A 16707-nucleotide genomic window follows, 5' to 3' on the forward strand; every position below is an offset into this window, starting at 1 on the left:
CCGGGACCCATAACCCCGACAGTCTGCGGTGACAAAGACTCGGGCCGACATTCCTTCTAGAACTACCTTCGGTGGTTATGGGTCCCGGGTCGCGCTTCGCTTGCCCGGGACGACGAGAGTGGGCGATCGATGAATCTGCGGGTGTGGCAAAACCCCTGGCGCCTGATGCTGGCCGTCAATGCGGCGGTACTGGTCGGCGTGTTCCTGCACAAGATCGCGCTGCCGCCCTTCGTTCCCTACATCCATCTGCTGGTCGACTATCATTACGGCTTCACCAAGCGCGCGCTGGTCGGGGCGATCGTGTCGCTGTTCACCGACAAGGTGCCCGTATGGCTGGTGTTCGCGCTGGCCGGCGCGATCTGGCTGGTGACGCTCGGGCTGTTCATCAAACTGTTCCGCCGCACATTCGGCTTCAACGATGCGCATTGGCCGTTGTTCGTCTTCATCGCGGGCTCGCCGTTCTTCCTGAAGAACTTCATGCACACGCTCGGCCATTTCGACATCTATGGCTGTGCGCTGACGATCGTGCTGCTGCTGATCCCGGCGCGCTCAATGGCGTATGTGCTGATTGCCGCGCTGTTCTCGATCCTGCTGATCCTGGTCCATCATATCTTCGTCCTGATGTATGTGCCGACCATCACGGCGATCGTGGTGCTGCGCTTCTATCTGGTGCAGGGCGTGACGCCGAGGAACGCCGTCTTCGGCATCGCGGCCCTCGCAGGGGTCGGCATCCTGTTCCTGGTCGCGCAATTCGCTGGCACGGTCGACGTGCCCTATGACGAATTCATCCGTCATCTGCAGAGCCGGATGGCCGATCCGTCACGCACCGACCTGCTTCAGTTCGGCTACATCTGGTACCAGCCGCTGTCGAAGGAGTTCGCCGACACCTGGGCGCGCATGCCCTCGAACATCCTGGGCGTTCCGGTGTTTGCGCTGCTGATCTGGCTGCATACGCCACTATGGCGCTATTTCGCGCGGCTGATTGGCGCGCTCGCGAGTGAACTGCATCGCCGGATCGTGCTCGGCGCGCTCGTCATGATCAGCGCCGGCTATTTCGTGATGTTCGTGACCGTGTTCGACTATTCGCGCTGGATCTCGAACTGGGCGGTCTGCATGTTCCTGATGCTGCATGCCACCAGGATGCTGCCGGCGTCGAAGGACGTCCCGCTGATCCCGGCGGACGACCGCAAGACGACGATATCGGGCTGGATCGTGACGCTGATCCCGCGCGTCGGGATCGTCAGGCCGTTCTAACATTTTCGTTGAGCACGCTCAGCGCGCGCGCCGGACCCGCACATAGAGCGCGCCCTCGCCGCCATGGCCGATATGCGCTTCCTCGAAGCCGACGACCAGCGAGCGGAATTCCGGCAGGCTGAGCCATTCCGGAACCTGGCGGCGCAGCACGCCGCGTTCGGAATCGAGCCCGCCGACCTTGCCCTTGCCGGTGATGACGAGCACGAAAGTGAGCCCGTCGCTGTGCGCGCGCTGCAGGAAGGTGAACAGCACGCGATGCGCGCGCATCTGGGTCATGCCGTGCAGATCAAGCCGCGCATCGATCTCCTGCCGGCCGCGCGAGAGCTTTGCACGTTCGCGACGGCCGATCGGCGCCAGCGGCGGCACGTGCGGGCGTTGCGCCGGCGCAGCCTTGACCGCTGTCGCCGGCTTGACCGGGATGGGTTTGGCAATCGCGTGATGGGTGGCCGGATCGGAGGCGACGGCGCGTGCCTTCGCGGCGACCGGCCGCTTGCGCAGTGGCTTGACTTGCTTTGCCACGCTTTCCCAGAGCGCACGCTCCTCTTCGCTCAGCGCGCGCTTGCGCCGCAACGGAGCGGACAGATCGGGGATCGGCGCGGGTCGTTTCATTGCTCGCGGTGATGGCGATAGCGCCGGAAGCGCCGCTTCTCCGGTTGCGGAATATCGGGCCGGGCGACCGGCAGCGGCACCGGTTCTGCCACAGGTGCGGCCTGCGCGACAGGGGTCGTTGCTGCCGGCGCTGCGGGCGCGACATCCTTCGCGGCCGGGTTCCTGGCGGCGCTATTGCCAGAGTCTTTCGCCGCGCTTTTGGCGATGCCGGCGGTCGGCACATCCGCGGCCTTCGCCGCCGGCTTGTCCTTCGGCGGCTCGGTCTGCGGAAACAGCTTTGCGATCTTGGCCGAGGGCCGCTCATCCGGAACCGGCAGCTTGTGGCCGCGCGCGACGGGGTCGAGACCCCTCGGCACCAGCATGACGAACTGCATATTGTGCCGCAGCCGGCCCGAGACCTTTCCGGCTTCCGCGCCGGCGCCGAAATAAAGATCGGCGCGCGCCGGGCCGACGATCGCCGACCCGGTGTCCTGCGCGATCATGAGCCGGTGGAACGGCGTCTTCGACTGTTCGGATTCAATCGGCAGCTCGCCGGCGATGAAGAACGGCGTACCGTAGACATGCAGCGCCTTGTCGACTGCGATCGAGCGGCCCGGCGTCAACGGCACGCCCTGCGCGCCGACGGCCTCGTCCTTGTCGGACAGCGGGACCTCGCGGAAGAAGACGTAGGAGCGGTTCTGCCGGCGCAGGTCCTTGGCGCCGTCAGGGTTCTGCTCCATCCACTCCCTGATCTTCTGCATCGACATCTGATCCTTCGGGATGATGCCGCGGTCGATCAGAACGCGTCCGACCGGCGTATAGGGATAACCATTATGCGCATCGTAATTGATGCGCAGCGTGGTGCCGTCCTCGAGCTTGATGCGCGCCGAGCCCTGGATCTGCGCGAACAGGAGATCGGTCTGGCTCTTCAGCCAGCAGATCTCGAGCCCGCGGCCGGCGATCGCGCCGTCCTCGATCTGGCCGCGGTCGTAATAGGGCACGAGCTTGCGCCGGCCGATCTTGCGATACACCGCACCGCCATTGGGCAGGCCGACCGAATTCTGCGTCTTGCCGCGCACGAACAGGTTGGACGGACGTCGATAGACCGGCACGTTATAGACGTCGGTCTGGGTCCGCGATCCATCGAGCACCGGCTCGTAGTAACCGGTGACGAAGCCGGCGTCCTCGCCGAGCCGCGAGATGCGCAGTGGCACGAAATTCTGCTCGAAGAAGTCCTTCGCCCTGACGCCGTCGCTCAGCGCGAGTCCCTTGGCGATCCGGCAGGGATCGCGCAGCGAGCTCCCGAGCGCTTTCGAATCGGCAGGCGCACCCTGCTGGGCCGCGATCGGCTTGCAGCTGGTGCGGAACGCCTTGTAGGCTGCCAGATGATCGTCGTCGCGCCAGCCGGCGACGTTGGGCCAGGCGAGCGGCTCGTACTGGCTGCCGCTGACTTGCAGCGGCATTTCCAGATTGGGATAGGGGATCGGGTGGCTATGCTCGTGTCGCGGCGGAGGGTGCCGGCTTGATCTGTAGCGCGCAGCGATCGCTGCGGTGGAGCACAGCACCGCGAGCGCGCAGCACGCGACCGCGACCCGCCCGTAGCTGAGATGCTTAGTGAGCGCTTCCAGTGCCAACCAGCTTCCAATTCGGATCGCGGGAAGTCGAGTCGCGGGCGAATGTCCAGATATCGGTGATGTCGGCGACCTTGTCCGGGCTGCCGTCGACGATGGTGCCGGCCTTGTCGCGCGTGACCGAGATCATCTGCGACACGAAGCGGACGGTGAGCTGGGTCGAGCGGTCGCGCGCCTCCGCGCTGACGATCTCGGCCTTGTCGATCGAGACGAACCGCGTCTCGGTCTTCTGCTCGTGCTTCTCGCGATCCTTGATCGCGGCCTCGAAGCTTTCATAGACCTCGGTCGACAGCAGGTCGCGCAGCGCACGGCGATCGCCATTGGCGAAGGCCAGCACGATCATTTCATAGGCCGAGCGGGCACCTGAGAGGAAATGCCGCGGATCGAACGAGGAATCCTGGACGGCCACCGCGTCGAGACCCTGCGCCAGCGCCGTGCCGGGCTCGGCGATGCCCTTCCAGCGTTCCGTGGGCTCGACCGGCTCGGCGGGCGCCGCCGAGGCCGGCTGGTCGATCACCGATCCAGGGATCGGAACGACGTTGTTGTCCTGACCGCGCTGCACGACGTTGGGCGCGGCGCGATCATAAGGCGGCCGCTCGCTTCCCGTGCGCTGTCCGAGAACGCTGCGCAGGCGCAGGAAGATAAACACGGCCAGCGCCAGGAAGATGATGGTGTAGATATCCACGTCGAATTCGCTTTCTGGTCTCTGCCGGCAACGGGCCGGCCGTCAAAGCGTTCCCGGTCGGGAACAGCAGAGATTACATCACCGATAGAGTCCGCAGATGTAGGCACGAAACTATGCCCGGCCAATGGCGCTTTTTGGCACGGGCAAGTGTAGCGCGTTTTGACCCCCGGGGGAAACCGTTCCTTTTCAGGAAATCGCGCATCTTCAATAATTTAGGAAGCTGTTAAGAGATTGGGCAGGCTCGCGCGCGCTGCCCTTTGCCGGGAGAACTTGCCGCCGGCCCGCCCTTTCGTCGTCCTTGTGGACCGAGCCGGGCCTATGATAGCCACTCGCCCGGCATCGGCATTCTCAACACCTTAACGCGTGCCGTCGGACATTCTGTCCATCGAGCGCTGCTCCAGGAGACATTTTCATGACCAATGGCAACGGCGCCCCCGTCGAACAACCCGCTCCCCAGCTCAACGTACTGGCGCAGTACACCAAGGACCTGTCGTTCGAGAACCCGAATGCGCCAGCCTCGCTCGGCCAGCAGCAACAGCAGCCGGCGATCAACATCCAGATCAACGTCTCCGCCAACAACCTGTCGGAGAACGAGTACGAGGTGATCCTCTCGATCGAGGGCAAGGCCGAGACCGCAGGCAAGGTGATGTTCAGCTTCGACCTCGCCTATGCCGGCGTCTTCCGGATCGTGAATGTGCCGAAGGAGAACCTGCACCCGCTGGTCATGATCGAGTGCCCGCGGCTGCTGTTCCCGTTCGCACGCGAGATCGTCGCGACCTCGGTCCGCGACGGCGGCTTCCCGCCTTTGTTGCTCGACCCCGTCGATTTCCTCGGTCTCTACCGCCAGAACATGGAGCGGCAGGCGGCCGCCCAGGCTGCTCCCGGCGTCAAGCCGAGCTGATTTGAGTCAGAGAATACCGAAGCCTAACCCGTTATCCTGAGGTGGCCGCAACGCGGCCGTCTCGAAGGATCAACGGCCCGACGGTGGCCGCGCATCTTTCGAGGCTCGCCCCATCAAGATGATGGGGATAGAGTCCAATAGGGGCTCAAGCCGCCGGTGCTGCCGCAGGCGCTGGCGGCGGCAGGTAATCGTTCCAGATCGGCTTGTCGCCGAGCGTGGCAATGAAGGCCCTGTGGGCCTCCCGATCGGCGTCACTGACCCGCGCGAGTAGCGGGGTCTCGCGCTGCCGCCGCGGCGTATCACCACTATGGCCGCCCGCACGCGCATCCGACGTTTCCGACGCCAGGATCAGCTGCGACTGCCGCGCGCCGATCAGGTCGATATAGACCTCGGCCAGCAGCTCGGCGTCGAGCAAGGCGCCGTGCTTGGTACGGCGGGAATTGTCGATCTGATAACGCGAACAGAGATCGTCGAGCCGGTTCGACACGCCGGGATGCTTGCGCCGTGCCAGCAGCAGCGTATCGACCAGCTGGTCCTTCGGAATCGCCTTCCGCTTGATGCGGTCGAGCTCGGCGTTGATGAAGCTGATGTCGAACGACGCGTTGTGGATCACCAGCGGCGTATCGCCGATGAAGGCCAGGAACTCGTCGACCACTTCAGTGAACAGCGGCTTGGAGGCCAGAAACTCGGTCGACAGCCCGTGCACGGCGAACGCTTCCGCCGGCATGTCGCGCTCGGGATTGATGTAGACGTGATAGGTCTGCCCCGTCGGCATGCGGTTGAAAATCTCGACGCAGCCGATCTCCACCAGCCGATCGCCGCGCAGCGGATCGAGGCCAGTGGTTTCAGTATCGAGAACGATTTCGCGCATGACGTGAAAGAATCCGAAATGGCGGGCGAATCAGGCGCGCCGCTTCGGCATCTTAACAACCTCGGCCAGAATGTCGCGGATACGCGCCCGCACCGGATCGAGTCCGTGCGAGGTATCCACTATGAAATCCGCGCGTTTGCGCTTCTCCGCGTCCGGCATCTGCTTGGCGATGATGGCGTCGAGCTTGGCCGCATCCATCGTGCCGCGGGCGAGCACCCGTTCGCGCTGCAGTTCCGGCGAGGTGGTGACGACAACGACGGCATCGACACGCTTCTCGCCGCCGGTTTCGAACAGCAACGGCACGTCGACAACGACGATCGGGCTACCTGCGGCTTCCGCATCAGCGAAGAATTTCTGGCGCGACGCGCCGAGCATCGGATGCACGATCTGCTCGAGCTGCTTCATCGCAGCAGGATCGTGCACCACGCGCGCCGACAGTTTCGCGCGATCAACCTTGCCGCCGGTGGTGGTGCCGGGAAAGGCGGCCTCGATCGCCGGCGCGGCTTCGCCTTCGTAGAGCTGATGCACGGCCGCATCGGCGTCATACACCGGCACGCCGGCCTCCATGAACAGTTTGGCCGTGGTGGATTTTCCCATCCCGATCGAGCCGGTCAGTCCCAGAATCAGCATCGCATCAACATCGGTTCAGCATCTCTCCCGTCGCCACGCCTCCGCGCCTCACACCACGAGCAGCTTCTCGCCGCGCAGGAACGCCAGCAGCGACAATAGCGGCAGGCCGAGGATGGTGAAATGGTCACCTTCGATCCGCTCGAACAGATGCACGCCGAGGCCCTCGAGCTGGTAGGCGCCGACGCTGGTCGTCACCGCCTCGCCGGCCTGGTCGAGATAGCTCTCGATCTCGCCGGCGGCGAGCCGCCGCATCGTCATGCGGGCCACGCTCACATCACTGAACAGGACCTTTCCATCGCGCGCGACCGAGACGGCGGAATGCAGCTCATGGGTCCGTCCGGCGAGCAGGCCGAGCTGCTCGGCGGCCTGCGTGCGGCCGGCGGGCTTGCTGAACATCCGTTGCCCCAGCGCCAGCGTCTGGTCGGCGCCGACGACGTATTGACCGGGCCTCTGCCTGGAGACGAACAACGCCTTCTCGCGCGCCAGGAGCGATGCGATCTCGCCCGGCGCCGAAAGGCCGGAATTCTTCTGCACCGCGCGTTCGTCGATGTCAGCCGGCAGCGCCTCGAAATTGAGGCCGGCATTTTCAAGCAGCATCTTTCGCGCGCGGCTCTGCGACGCGAGGATCAGCTTCTGTGGGCCACACCAGATGCTCATGACGTGAGAATCATTCCGACGGCCGAGAACGCTGGCGGTCGTTGAAGAGTTTCATCACCGCGGCCGCGGTCTCCTCGATCGAACGCCGTGTGACGTCGAGCAGCGCCCAGTTGAATTTCGCGCTGAGGCGCCGGGCAAAGGCGACCTCGTCGGCTACCGACTGCTTGTCGATGTAAGTGTCATTGTCGCGGTCGCCCATGGTGAGCAGGCGGTTCTGCCGGACCTGGATCAGGCGCTCGGGCGTCGCATGCAGGCTGACCACCAGCGGCTTCTTCAGGGTCTCGAGCTGATGCGGCAGCGGGATGCCCGGCACCAGCGGCACATTTGCCGTTCGGATACCGCGGTTGGCGAGATAGATCGAGGTCGGTGTCTTCGAGGTACGGGATACCCCGACCAGCACGACGTCCGCCTCCTCGAGGCCTTCGACATGCTGACCATCGTCATGCATCATCGTGTAGTTCAGCGCATCGATGCGGCGGAAATATTCCGCGTTCAGCACGTGCTGCGCGCCGACGCGCCCGGTCGTCGCGGCACCCAGATACGCCTCGAACAACTGCATCACAGGCCCGATGATCGACAGGCTCGGAACGTTGATCTCCTTGCACTTGCCCTCGAGCCGGCCGACCAGATCCTTCTCCAGCAGCGTGAACAGGACAATGCCGGGCGATTCCTCGATCTCGTCGAGCACACGATCGAGCTGCTTCTGGCTGCGCACCAGGGGGTAGACATGCTCGACCGCGGTCACATTGGCGTATTGCGCGGCGACCGCGCGCGCCACGGTGATCAGCGTCTCGCCGGTCGAGTCCGACACCAGATGCAAATGGAAGTAGTTGGAGGTCGTCGGCACCAGAGCCCCTGTCTATCCTGTGAATCCCTGTGGAGGTCGAGGAGAAGAATCAGGGTCCAGGGCCAGGCCCCTGTATATCTCGCCCCCTTCTTCACAGCACGTCGCAAAAGGATAAGTCGACGTCATGGCGAAGATGATAGTGAAGCAATGTGGATTTGTCTCTTCATAAGCTGGCCACAGAGGCGCGCAACCAATTGAGTCCTGCGACAGATTCCGGATATCCGCCGCTGCCGACCAGAATGTTGAGAGATGTGAACAAGCGCGCAGCAACCGCTGGACCGCCTTGCATGAGTCAAATTCACTGCCATTAAGACTCAAACCTTAGATTCTAAAATTAATTAGGTTTAGGAGAGCTGTGTGTGCGGATATGTATCCGTCCCTCGCCGGCAAAGCCTTGCGCGCAACGCTGAGTCCTCCCGAACTGTTCCCCGAAAGGCATCACTGCGATGTTCGACTGGATCAACGCCCTGCCGATCTATGCCTGGGTCAAGGCCCTGCACATCGTCGCCGTGATCTCGTGGATGGCCGGCATGCTCTATCTGCCGCGGCTGTTCGTCTATCATTGCGAGGCCGAGGTCGGCTCCAGGCAATCCGAGACCTTCAAGGTCATGGAGCGGCGGCTTTTGAAGGGGATCATCAACCCCGCGATGATCGTGACCTGGCTGGCCGGGCTTTTCCTGGTCTGGGCCGGACACTGGTACCTATCCGGCTGGTTTCACGTCAAATTTGCGCTGGTGCTCGCCATGTCGGGTATCCACGGCTTTTTGTCCCGCTGCGTGAAGGATTTCGCCGCCGACCGGAATCAGCGAACACAGAAATTCTATCGTATTATCAATGAGGTGCCGACGGTTCTGATGATCCTGATCGTGATCATGGTGGTGGTGAAGCCGTTCTAGACATCACGATGTTCAAGACGCATGCTTCAGTCCTTCTTGCGAAGGACGAATCGATTTTCTATATAGGATTTATCCCACCCCACGCAGGCGGATGTGGTCGCGTTCCGGTTCTTTTCGGACCGGCGCCGCATCAGGTTTGAAAGCCCAAACGGCACTTTCCTGGCTGAGACCTGCGGACCTTCCTTTGGCGTCCGCTTTTTCCAAAGCCACCTCGCACCCCTTCCCTACTTACTTCCTCACAGGACGACCCCAATGCGGGAAATCAAACTCCAGGACCTCAAATCGAAAACGCCGGCCGAGCTCGTCTCGTTCGCGGAAGAGAATGGGGTCGAGAATGCCAGCACCATGCGCAAGCAGGAGCTGATGTTCGCAATTCTCAAGCAGCTCGCGATCGCCGAGACCGACATTATCGGTGAGGGCGTTGTCGAGGTGCTGTCTGACGGCTTCGGCTTCCTTCGTTCGCCCGACGCGAACTACCTGCCCGGCCCCGACGACATCTACGTTTCGCCGTCGCAGATCCGCCGTTTCGGCCTGCGTACCGGCGATACGATCGAAGGCCATATCCGCAGCCCGAAGGAAGGTGAACGCTATTTCGCGCTGCTGAAGGTCAACACGCTCAATTTCGAAGACCCGGAGAAGTCGAAGCACAAGGTCAATTTCGACAACCTCACGCCGCTGTTTCCCAATCAGCGTTTCCGCATGGAGCTTGAGGATTCCACCAAGAAGGACCTTTCCGCCCGTGTGATCGATATCGTCGCGCCGATCGGCAAGGGCCAGCGCGCGCTGATCGTGGCACCACCGCGCACCGGCAAGACGGTGCTGATGCAGAACATCGCGCACTCCATCACCGCCAATCATCCTGACTGCTATCTGATCGTGCTTCTGATCGACGAGCGTCCGGAAGAAGTCACGGACATGCAGCGCTCGGTGAAGGGCGAGGTGGTGTCGTCGACCTTCGACGAGCCAGCGGTGCGTCACGTCCAGGTCGCCGAGATGGTGATCGAGAAGGCCAAGCGCCTTGTCGAGCACGGCCGCGATGTCGTGATCCTGCTCGATTCGATCACGCGCCTCGGCCGCGCCTACAACACCGTCGTGCCGTCATCCGGCAAGGTGCTGACCGGCGGTGTCGACGCCAATGCGCTGCAGCGTCCGAAGCGCTTCTTCGGCGCCGCGCGCAACATCGAGGAGGGCGGTTCGCTGACCATTATCGCGACCGCGCTGGTCGATACCGGCAGCCGTATGGACGAAGTCATCTTCGAAGAGTTCAAGGGCACCGGTAACTCCGAACTGATCCTCGACCGCAAGGTTTCGGACAAGCGGACCTTCCCGGCGATCGATATTGCCCGTTCCGGCACCCGCAAGGAGGAGCTGATCACCGATCCGCAGGTGCTCAAGAAGATGTACGTCCTGCGCCGCATCCTCAATCCGATGGGCACCATGGACGCCATCGACTTCCTGCTCGACAAGCTCCGCAACACGAAGAGCAACTCGGAATTCTTCGATTCCATGAACACCTGAGGCCACGGCCGAAAAGAACAGGGCGCTCCGCAAAAATGGGGCGCCTTTTTTCATGCTGCGGATTTGCTGCAGCGACGTGCAGCATAAAAGGAGCGGCCCACCGCACTGGCGTTTTCATTTAACTATCTGAATTTATTTATATTTATATCGTAGCCTTGTGATCTAGCTGACGACACCGCAGCAAATTGATGCGCGGCTGCTGCGGTGAAGTCAGACGATGCTGCATCGCAGCATTTTGCGGTATGGGGCGCGCAATCGGAGCGGCATTGCCTTTCCCGATTTGCTGGAAGAAATAGGCGATGCATCCGCGTGACCAGACCATCTTCGCGTTATCCTCGGGGCGTCCACCGAGTGCGATTGCCATCGTCAGGCTGTCTGGCCCAATGGCCGAGTCGGTCATTGCAGGACTGGCGGGCAAAACACCGGTGCCGCGGCTGGCAACCCGCGCGCTGCTCCACGATTCGAACCATCAACCGATCGACGACGCGGTCGTGCTGTGGTTTCCAGGCCCGGCCAGTGCCACCGGCGAGGACGTCGCCGAACTTCATGTCCATGGCGGACGCGCGGTGCTGTCGGCGATGTTCGATGCGATCGCGGCATTCGACAACGTGCGGCCGGCCGAGCCGGGCGAGTTCACCCGGCGGGCCTTCGAGAACGGCAAGCTCGACCTGACCGAGGCCGAGGGCCTGGACGATCTGATCCACGCCGACACTGACCGGCAGCGGCGCCAGGCGCTGCGCCAGCTGAAGGGGCTGCTCGGCGACCGGGCGCGGGACTGGCGCGAGCGAATCATCGCGGCGTCGGCGCTGATCGAGGCCGGCATCGATTTCTCCGACGAAGGCGATGTGCCGGCCGAGCTGATCGCACCGGCGCTCGATAAGATCCGGGCGCTGCATGAGGAGATCAAGCAAGTCCTTGCAGGGCAGGGGCAAAGCGAGCGGCTGCGCGACGGCCTCGTGGTCGCGATCGCCGGTCCGCCGAATGTAGGCAAATCGACCCTGATCAATCAGCTCGCCAAGCGCGAGGTCGCGATCGTCTCGCCGCATGCCGGCACGACCCGCGATGTGATCGAGGTGCAGCTCGATCTCGACGGCTATCCAGTGACGATCATCGACACCGCCGGGATTCGCGAGACCGACGACCCGGTCGAGCAGGAGGGCGTCCGCCGCGCCCGCGCCCGCGCCGCCGAGGCCGACCTGGTGCTGTGGCTGGCCGACAGCGGCAATGCAAAGACGGGACATGGCGGCACGACGCCGACCTGGCTGGTGCGGAACAAGATCGACCTTGTCAGGACCACGGCGGGTGAGGGCGGCAGTTACCCTGAATTCAGGATCTCGGCTGCTCGCGGCGACGGGTTGTCAGAGCTCATCGCGGCGTTGGTCGGGTTCGCTCAGGACTATTTTGGAACCAGCGAAGGCGGCTTGATCAGTCGGATGCGGCAGCGCGGTTTGCTGCAGGAGACCATCGAATCTCTCCAGCGCAGCATCGACGTGGTCGGGCAGGGCGAAGAACTGGCGGCGGAGGAACTCCGCCGGGCCGCCTACTCACTCGGTCGCCTGCTCGGCCGGGTGGACGTTGAAGACATCCTCGATGTCATCTTCCGCGAATTCTGCGTCGGGAAGTAGCAGGCGCCCATCTGTTTCACGTGAAACATGGTTTCGATCCGGTTAAGGAACCCTCGCCCTGTTTCACGTGAAACAATTGCCGGTCAGAAGGCGCACTGTTTCACGTGAAACAGCTCCGTCTATCATTGCGAGCGACGCGAAGCAGTCCATATTTGCCTCGGGTTTCGGTCTCAAAGCGGCAATCCCAACTTCGTTCTTCCGGCTTTCATGACTCCACGATAGAAGTCCCGCCATGATTTCCAGGGCAGACTCATTTGACGTCATCGTCATCGGCGGCGGCCATGCCGGCTGCGAGGCCGCGAGCGCTTCTGCCCGGATGGGCGCAAAGACCGCGCTGGTGACCCATCGTTTCGCGACCATCGGCGCGATGTCCTGCAATCCCGCCATCGGCGGGCTCGGCAAGGGCCATCTGGTCCGCGAAGTCGACGCGCTGGACGGTCTGATGGGCCGCGTGGCCGACGCCGGCGGCATTCAGTTTCGCATGCTCAATCGCCGGAAGGGTCCGGCGGTCCGCGGCCCCCGGGCCCAGGCTGACCGCAAGCTCTACGCCGCGGCGATGCAGGCGGCGATCACCGAGACCGCGAACCTCAGCGTCATCGAAGGCGAGGCGGATGAACTGGGCGTCGTCGATGGTCGCGTGACCGGCATTTGCCTGGGCGATGGCCGTCAGCTGTCGGCGGGGGCGGTTGTCATTACGACCGGCACCTTCCTGCGTGGCCTGATTCATCTCGGCGAGAGGAACTGGCCGGCGGGCCGGGCCGGCGAGGCGCCCGCCATGGGCCTGTCTGCCTCGTTCGAGCGGGCAGGGTTTGTGCTCGGGCGGCTCAAGACCGGGACACCGCCGCGCCTCGATGGCACCACGATCGACTGGTCGGCGGTTGAAATGCAGCCCGGAGACGAGCCTCCAGAGCCGTTTTCGGTCATGACTGACCGGATTACGACCCCGCAGATCCAGTGCGGCATCACCCGGACCACGCCGGCGACCCATGAGGTGATCCGGGCCAATGTGCATCGCTCGCCGATGTATTCCGGCCAGATCAAGAGCTCTGGACCGCGCTATTGCCCCTCGATCGAGGACAAGATCGTCCGCTTCGGCGACCGCGACGGCCATCAGATCTTCCTGGAGCCGGAAGGGCTCGACGACACCACGGTCTATCCGAACGGCATCTCGACCTCGCTGCCGGAAGAGGTCCAGCTTGCGATCCTCGCCAGCATTCCAGGCCTCGAGCGGGTGAAGATGGTCCGGCCGGGCTATGCGATCGAATACGATCACGTCGACCCGCGCGAGCTCGATCCGACCCTGCAGACCAAGCGTCTGCGCGGGCTTTTCCTGGCCGGCCAGATCAATGGCACCACGGGCTATGAGGAGGCCGCGGGGCAGGGTGTTGTCGCCGGACTCAATGCCGCGCTCGCTGCCGGCGGTGCCGATCCGATCGTGTTCGACCGCGCCGACGGCTATCTCGGCGTGATGATCGACGATCTCGTGACCCGTGGGATCACCGAGCCGTATCGCATGTTCACCTCGCGCGCTGAATACCGGCTGACGTTGCGGGCCGACAACGCCGACCAGCGCCTGACCGACAAGGGCATTGCGCTCGGATGCGTCGGAACGGCGCGCGCCGAGCGCCATCGGACCAAGATGGCGGCGCTGGAGGCGGCCAAGCGGCTGGCGAAGTCGCTCGCGATCACACCGAATGAAGCCGCTAAGCACGGACTCGCGCTTAATCGCGACGGCAATCGCCGGTCGGCCTTCGAGCTGCTGGCTTACCCCGAGCTCGAATGGCCCGCAGTCCAAGCGATCTGGCCGGAGTTGTCGGCCATTGACCCCGCGATCGCGGTGCATCTCGAGATCGATGCCAAATACGATGTCTATCTGAAGCGTCAGGCCGCCGATGTTGACGCTTTCCGGCGTGACGAGGGTCTGGTTCTGACCGACATCGACTATGCCGATGTCCCCGGTCTTTCGAACGAAGCGCGCGCCAAGTTGCAGAAGGCGCAGCCGCGGACGGTCGGGCAGGCGGGTCGGATTGACGGCATGACGCCGGCGGCGCTGGGTATTCTGGCGGCCTATCTCCGGCGTGAGGCGCGAGGGAAGACTGCGAAGGCCTCTGCCTAACGTTTCACGTGAAACGGGAGGCGGTCCATCATTGCGAGGAGCGGAAGCGACGAAGCAATCCATCGCTTCCTCAGGTGGCACTATGGATTGCTTCGCTTCGCTCGCAGTGACGAGCTCGATCGGCATTCCAGAGAATGGCTTCAATTTCGCAATCCGCCGAACTCAGCATCTCCACCAAGGACAAGGCCGCGGCGCTCGCGCTAACGCCTGTTTCACGTGAAACAGAGGCGCGGCTCGACCGCTACGTCGCCCTCCTCCTGGCGTGGCAGGCCAAGACCAATCTCGTCGCGCCATCGACGCTGCCGACCCTCTGGACCCGCCACGTCTCCGATTCGCTGCAGCTCCTGAGTCTGGTGCCGACGGCGAAGTCGTGGGTTGATCTCGGCAGCGGCGGCGGCTTCCCCGGTGTCGTGCTGGCCTGCGCGCTGGCCGAGACCCCGGGCGCGTCGATTCATTTGGTTGAGCGAATCGCCAAGAAGGCGGCATTCTTGCGCGAGGCGATACGGGTGACGGCGTCCCCGGGGACGGTGCATCTGGCTGATATCGGGGATACTGTGGATAGAATCCCGGGGATCATCGATTGCGTCACCGCGCGGGCGCTGGCTCCGTTACATCAACTCATCGGCTTTGCGGAGCCGTGGGTCAAAAACGGCGCCAAGGCGCTGTTTTTGAAGGGTCAAGATGTAGAGGCCGAATTGACCGAGGCCACTAAATATTGGATTATTGAGCCAAAGCTACACGCCAGCCGGACCGGCGGACAGGGCTGGATCGTCGAACTCGGGTCAATCGAGCGGCGCTAGGGGACTCCGCGAGAGCAAATGGTATTTTGGTATGACTGTGATGGACGAGGTTTATCAAGAGGATAAGGCGTCCCAGCCGCCTGGCCATCCGCGCATCCTGTCGCTCGCCAACCAGAAGGGCGGCGTCGGCAAGACCACCACAGCGATCAATCTTGGGACTGCACTCGCTGCGATTGGTGAGCGTGTCCTGATCGTCGATCTCGATCCGCAGGGCAACGCCTCGACCGGCCTCGGCATCGATCGCCGCAACCGCAGCTGCTCGACCTACGACGTCCTGATCGGCGAGGCGCCGCTGCGCGATGCCGTGGTCGCGACCGCGGTGCCGCGGCTGCATATTGCCGCCTCCACCATGGACCTTTCCGGCCTCGAGCTCGAGCTCGGCACGACGCCGGGCCGCGCGTTCCGGCTGCGCGATGCGATCGCGGGATTGAACAACAACGTCTCGCCGGAAGCCGACTACACCTATGTGCTGATCGACTGCCCGCCCTCGCTCAATTTGCTCACGGTGAATGCGATGGCGGCGTCGGACGCGATCCTGGTGCCGCTGCAATGCGAGTTCTTCGCGCTCGAAGGTCTGTCGCAATTGCTGCAGACCGTGGAGCAGGTGCGCTCGACGCTTAATCCGAACCTGTCGATCCACGGCATCGTGCTGACCATGTTCGACTCGCGCAACAACCTCTCCAACCAGGTCGTTGCCGACGTGCGCCAGTTCATGGGCGACAAGGTCTACGACACCATGATCCCGCGCAACGTGCGCATCTCCGAGGCGCCGTCCTACGGCAAGCCGGTCCTGGTCTACGACCTCAAATGCGCCGGCAGCGATGCGTATCTCAAGCTCGCCACCGAAGTGATCCAGCGCGAGCGCGAGCTGCGCACGCATTGATGTTGCGTAGGATGGGTAGAGCGAAGCGAAACCCATCACTCTCATTGCGAGCCGCGATGGGTTTCGCTTCGCTCTACCCATCCTACGTTTCTTCTGAAATTCAAGTCCGGAGTACTGCGTGTGAATCCAAGGGAGCTCGCAACAATGGCCGATGAAGCGCGTTCGCGACTGGGGCGCGGGCTGGCAAGCCTGATCGGAGATGTCGGCGGCGAGGCGGCCGCGCATGTCGAGCGGCCGCGCAACCAGCGCAAGGTGCCGATCGAATTCCTCAAGGCCAACCCGCGCAACCCGCGGCGCACCTTCGCCGACACCGAGCTCGGCGAGCTTGCCGATTCGATCAGGCAGCGCGGCGTGATCCAGCCGATCGTGGTGCGTGCGATCAAGGGCACGCAGGACCGCTACGAGATCATCGCCGGCGAGCGCCGCTGGCGCGCCTCGCAACTCGCCGGCCTGCACGAAGTGCCGATCGTGCCGGTCGAGGTCTCTGATTCCGACGCGCTCGAGATCATGATCATCGAGAACGTCCAGCGCGAAGACCTCAATGCGATGGAAGAGGCGCAGGGCTATCACGCGCTCGCCGACGAGTTCAAACGCAGTCAGGAAGAGATCGCCAAGATCGTCGGCAAGAGCCGCAGCCATGTCGCCAACATGATGCGGCTGACCAAGCTGCCCGCCGAGGTGCAGGCGCTGATCTCGAAGGGTGATCTCTCCGCCGGCCACGCCCGCGCGCTGATCGGCGTGCCGGATCCGCTCGCTGCAGCGAAGCGCATCGTCGCCGAAGGCCTCAACGTCCGCCAGGCCGAGG

The 16707-nt window shown here is 63.5% G+C and carries 16 protein-coding genes; 9 read left to right on the plus strand and 7 right to left on the minus strand.

The genetic code is table 11. The annotated features are described in order from the left end of the window. The first annotated feature begins 129 nt into the window (after positions 1–129). A complete protein-coding gene (locus AKL29_RS06465; protein WP_050383508.1) occupies positions 130–1254 on the plus strand; it encodes a hypothetical protein in 1125 nt (374 codons plus the stop codon). An 18-nt stretch (positions 1255–1272) separates the two neighbouring features. On the opposite strand, the gene AKL29_RS06470 is transcribed toward AKL29_RS06465, so the two are convergent. The 3 genes from AKL29_RS06470 to AKL29_RS06480 are packed head-to-tail and all read right to left on the minus strand — an operon-like array spanning position 1273 to position 4158. Next, entirely contained in the window at positions 1273–1863 is a 591-nt protein-coding gene (locus AKL29_RS06470; protein ID WP_050383509.1) for a Smr/MutS family protein, read from the minus strand. Beyond that, positions 1860–3476: a murein transglycosylase A gene (gene mltA, locus AKL29_RS06475; RefSeq protein ID WP_430648855.1), complete on the minus strand. Its 1617-nt coding sequence runs from the start codon at positions 3474–3476 to the stop codon at positions 1860–1862. The genes AKL29_RS06470 and mltA overlap by 4 nt, the downstream gene beginning before the upstream one ends. Beyond that, positions 3454–4158: a Tim44/TimA family putative adaptor protein gene (locus AKL29_RS06480; RefSeq protein ID WP_028335804.1), complete on the minus strand. Its 705-nt coding sequence runs from the start codon at positions 4156–4158 to the stop codon at positions 3454–3456. Before AKL29_RS06480 ends, mltA begins: the two co-directional genes overlap by 23 nt. Before the next feature lie 412 nt (positions 4159–4570). Here AKL29_RS06480 and secB point away from each other — a divergent pair, with 412 nt between their 5' ends. Continuing rightward, complete coding sequence (gene secB / locus AKL29_RS06485; protein WP_016841467.1) at positions 4571–5059, plus strand: protein-export chaperone SecB; 489 nt, start codon at positions 4571–4573, stop codon at positions 5057–5059. Positions 5060–5204: 145 nt separating this feature from the next. Here the strand turns inward: secB and dnaQ are convergent, their stop codons facing one another. From dnaQ to AKL29_RS06505, 4 genes are read right to left on the minus strand one after another with little or no spacing between them, the layout of a single operon-like run. Continuing rightward, on the minus strand, positions 5205–5930 hold the full coding sequence (gene dnaQ / locus AKL29_RS06490) for a DNA polymerase III subunit epsilon (RefSeq protein ID WP_050383510.1): 726 nt from the start codon (positions 5928–5930) through the stop codon (positions 5205–5207). A gap of 30 nt (positions 5931–5960) precedes the next feature. Beyond that, the gene (coaE, locus tag AKL29_RS06495; protein ID WP_050383511.1) at positions 5961–6560 is read right to left on the minus strand and encodes a dephospho-CoA kinase; all 600 of its coding nucleotides are present in this window, start codon (positions 6558–6560) and stop codon (positions 5961–5963) included. A gap of 48 nt (positions 6561–6608) precedes the next feature. Next, positions 6609–7217: a Maf family protein gene (locus AKL29_RS06500; RefSeq protein ID WP_028335807.1), complete on the minus strand. Its 609-nt coding sequence runs from the start codon at positions 7215–7217 to the stop codon at positions 6609–6611. 10 nt (positions 7218–7227) lie between these two features. Further along, on the minus strand, positions 7228–8064 hold the full coding sequence (locus AKL29_RS06505; protein WP_028335808.1) for a pyruvate, water dikinase regulatory protein: 837 nt from the start codon (positions 8062–8064) through the stop codon (positions 7228–7230). 473 nt (positions 8065–8537) lie between these two features. Between AKL29_RS06505 and hemJ the strand changes: the two genes are divergently transcribed. The 7 genes from hemJ to AKL29_RS06545 form a co-directional block, all read left to right on the plus strand. Next, on the plus strand, positions 8538–8960 hold the full coding sequence (hemJ, locus tag AKL29_RS06510; RefSeq protein WP_028335809.1) for a protoporphyrinogen oxidase HemJ: 423 nt from the start codon (positions 8538–8540) through the stop codon (positions 8958–8960). A gap of 252 nt (positions 8961–9212) precedes the next feature. Then, a complete protein-coding gene (gene rho, locus AKL29_RS06515) occupies positions 9213–10478 on the plus strand; it encodes a transcription termination factor Rho (protein WP_021078151.1) in 1266 nt (421 codons plus the stop codon). Positions 10479–10777: 299 nt separating this feature from the next. Further along, the gene (mnmE, locus tag AKL29_RS06525) at positions 10778–12103 is read left to right on the plus strand and encodes a tRNA uridine-5-carboxymethylaminomethyl(34) synthesis GTPase MnmE (RefSeq protein ID WP_028335810.1); all 1326 of its coding nucleotides are present in this window, start codon (positions 10778–10780) and stop codon (positions 12101–12103) included. 232 nt (positions 12104–12335) lie between these two features. Beyond that, complete coding sequence (gene mnmG, locus AKL29_RS06530) at positions 12336–14219, plus strand: tRNA uridine-5-carboxymethylaminomethyl(34) synthesis enzyme MnmG (RefSeq protein WP_050383512.1); 1884 nt, start codon at positions 12336–12338, stop codon at positions 14217–14219. A 134-nt stretch (positions 14220–14353) separates the two neighbouring features. Next, positions 14354–15019: a 16S rRNA (guanine(527)-N(7))-methyltransferase RsmG gene (gene rsmG, locus AKL29_RS06535; RefSeq protein WP_152977449.1), complete on the plus strand. Its 666-nt coding sequence runs from the start codon at positions 14354–14356 to the stop codon at positions 15017–15019. A 31-nt stretch (positions 15020–15050) separates the two neighbouring features. Then, on the plus strand, positions 15051–15902 hold the full coding sequence (locus AKL29_RS06540) for a ParA family protein (protein ID WP_028335813.1): 852 nt from the start codon (positions 15051–15053) through the stop codon (positions 15900–15902). Positions 15903–16046: 144 nt separating this feature from the next. After that, positions 16047–16707: ParB/RepB/Spo0J family partition protein (locus AKL29_RS06545; protein WP_244481782.1), on the plus strand; the 661-nt coding region annotated here is incomplete at its 3' end.

This window comes from Bradyrhizobium pachyrhizi (assembly GCF_001189245.1).
Taxonomy (GTDB): Bacteria; Pseudomonadota; Alphaproteobacteria; order Rhizobiales; family Xanthobacteraceae; genus Bradyrhizobium; species Bradyrhizobium pachyrhizi.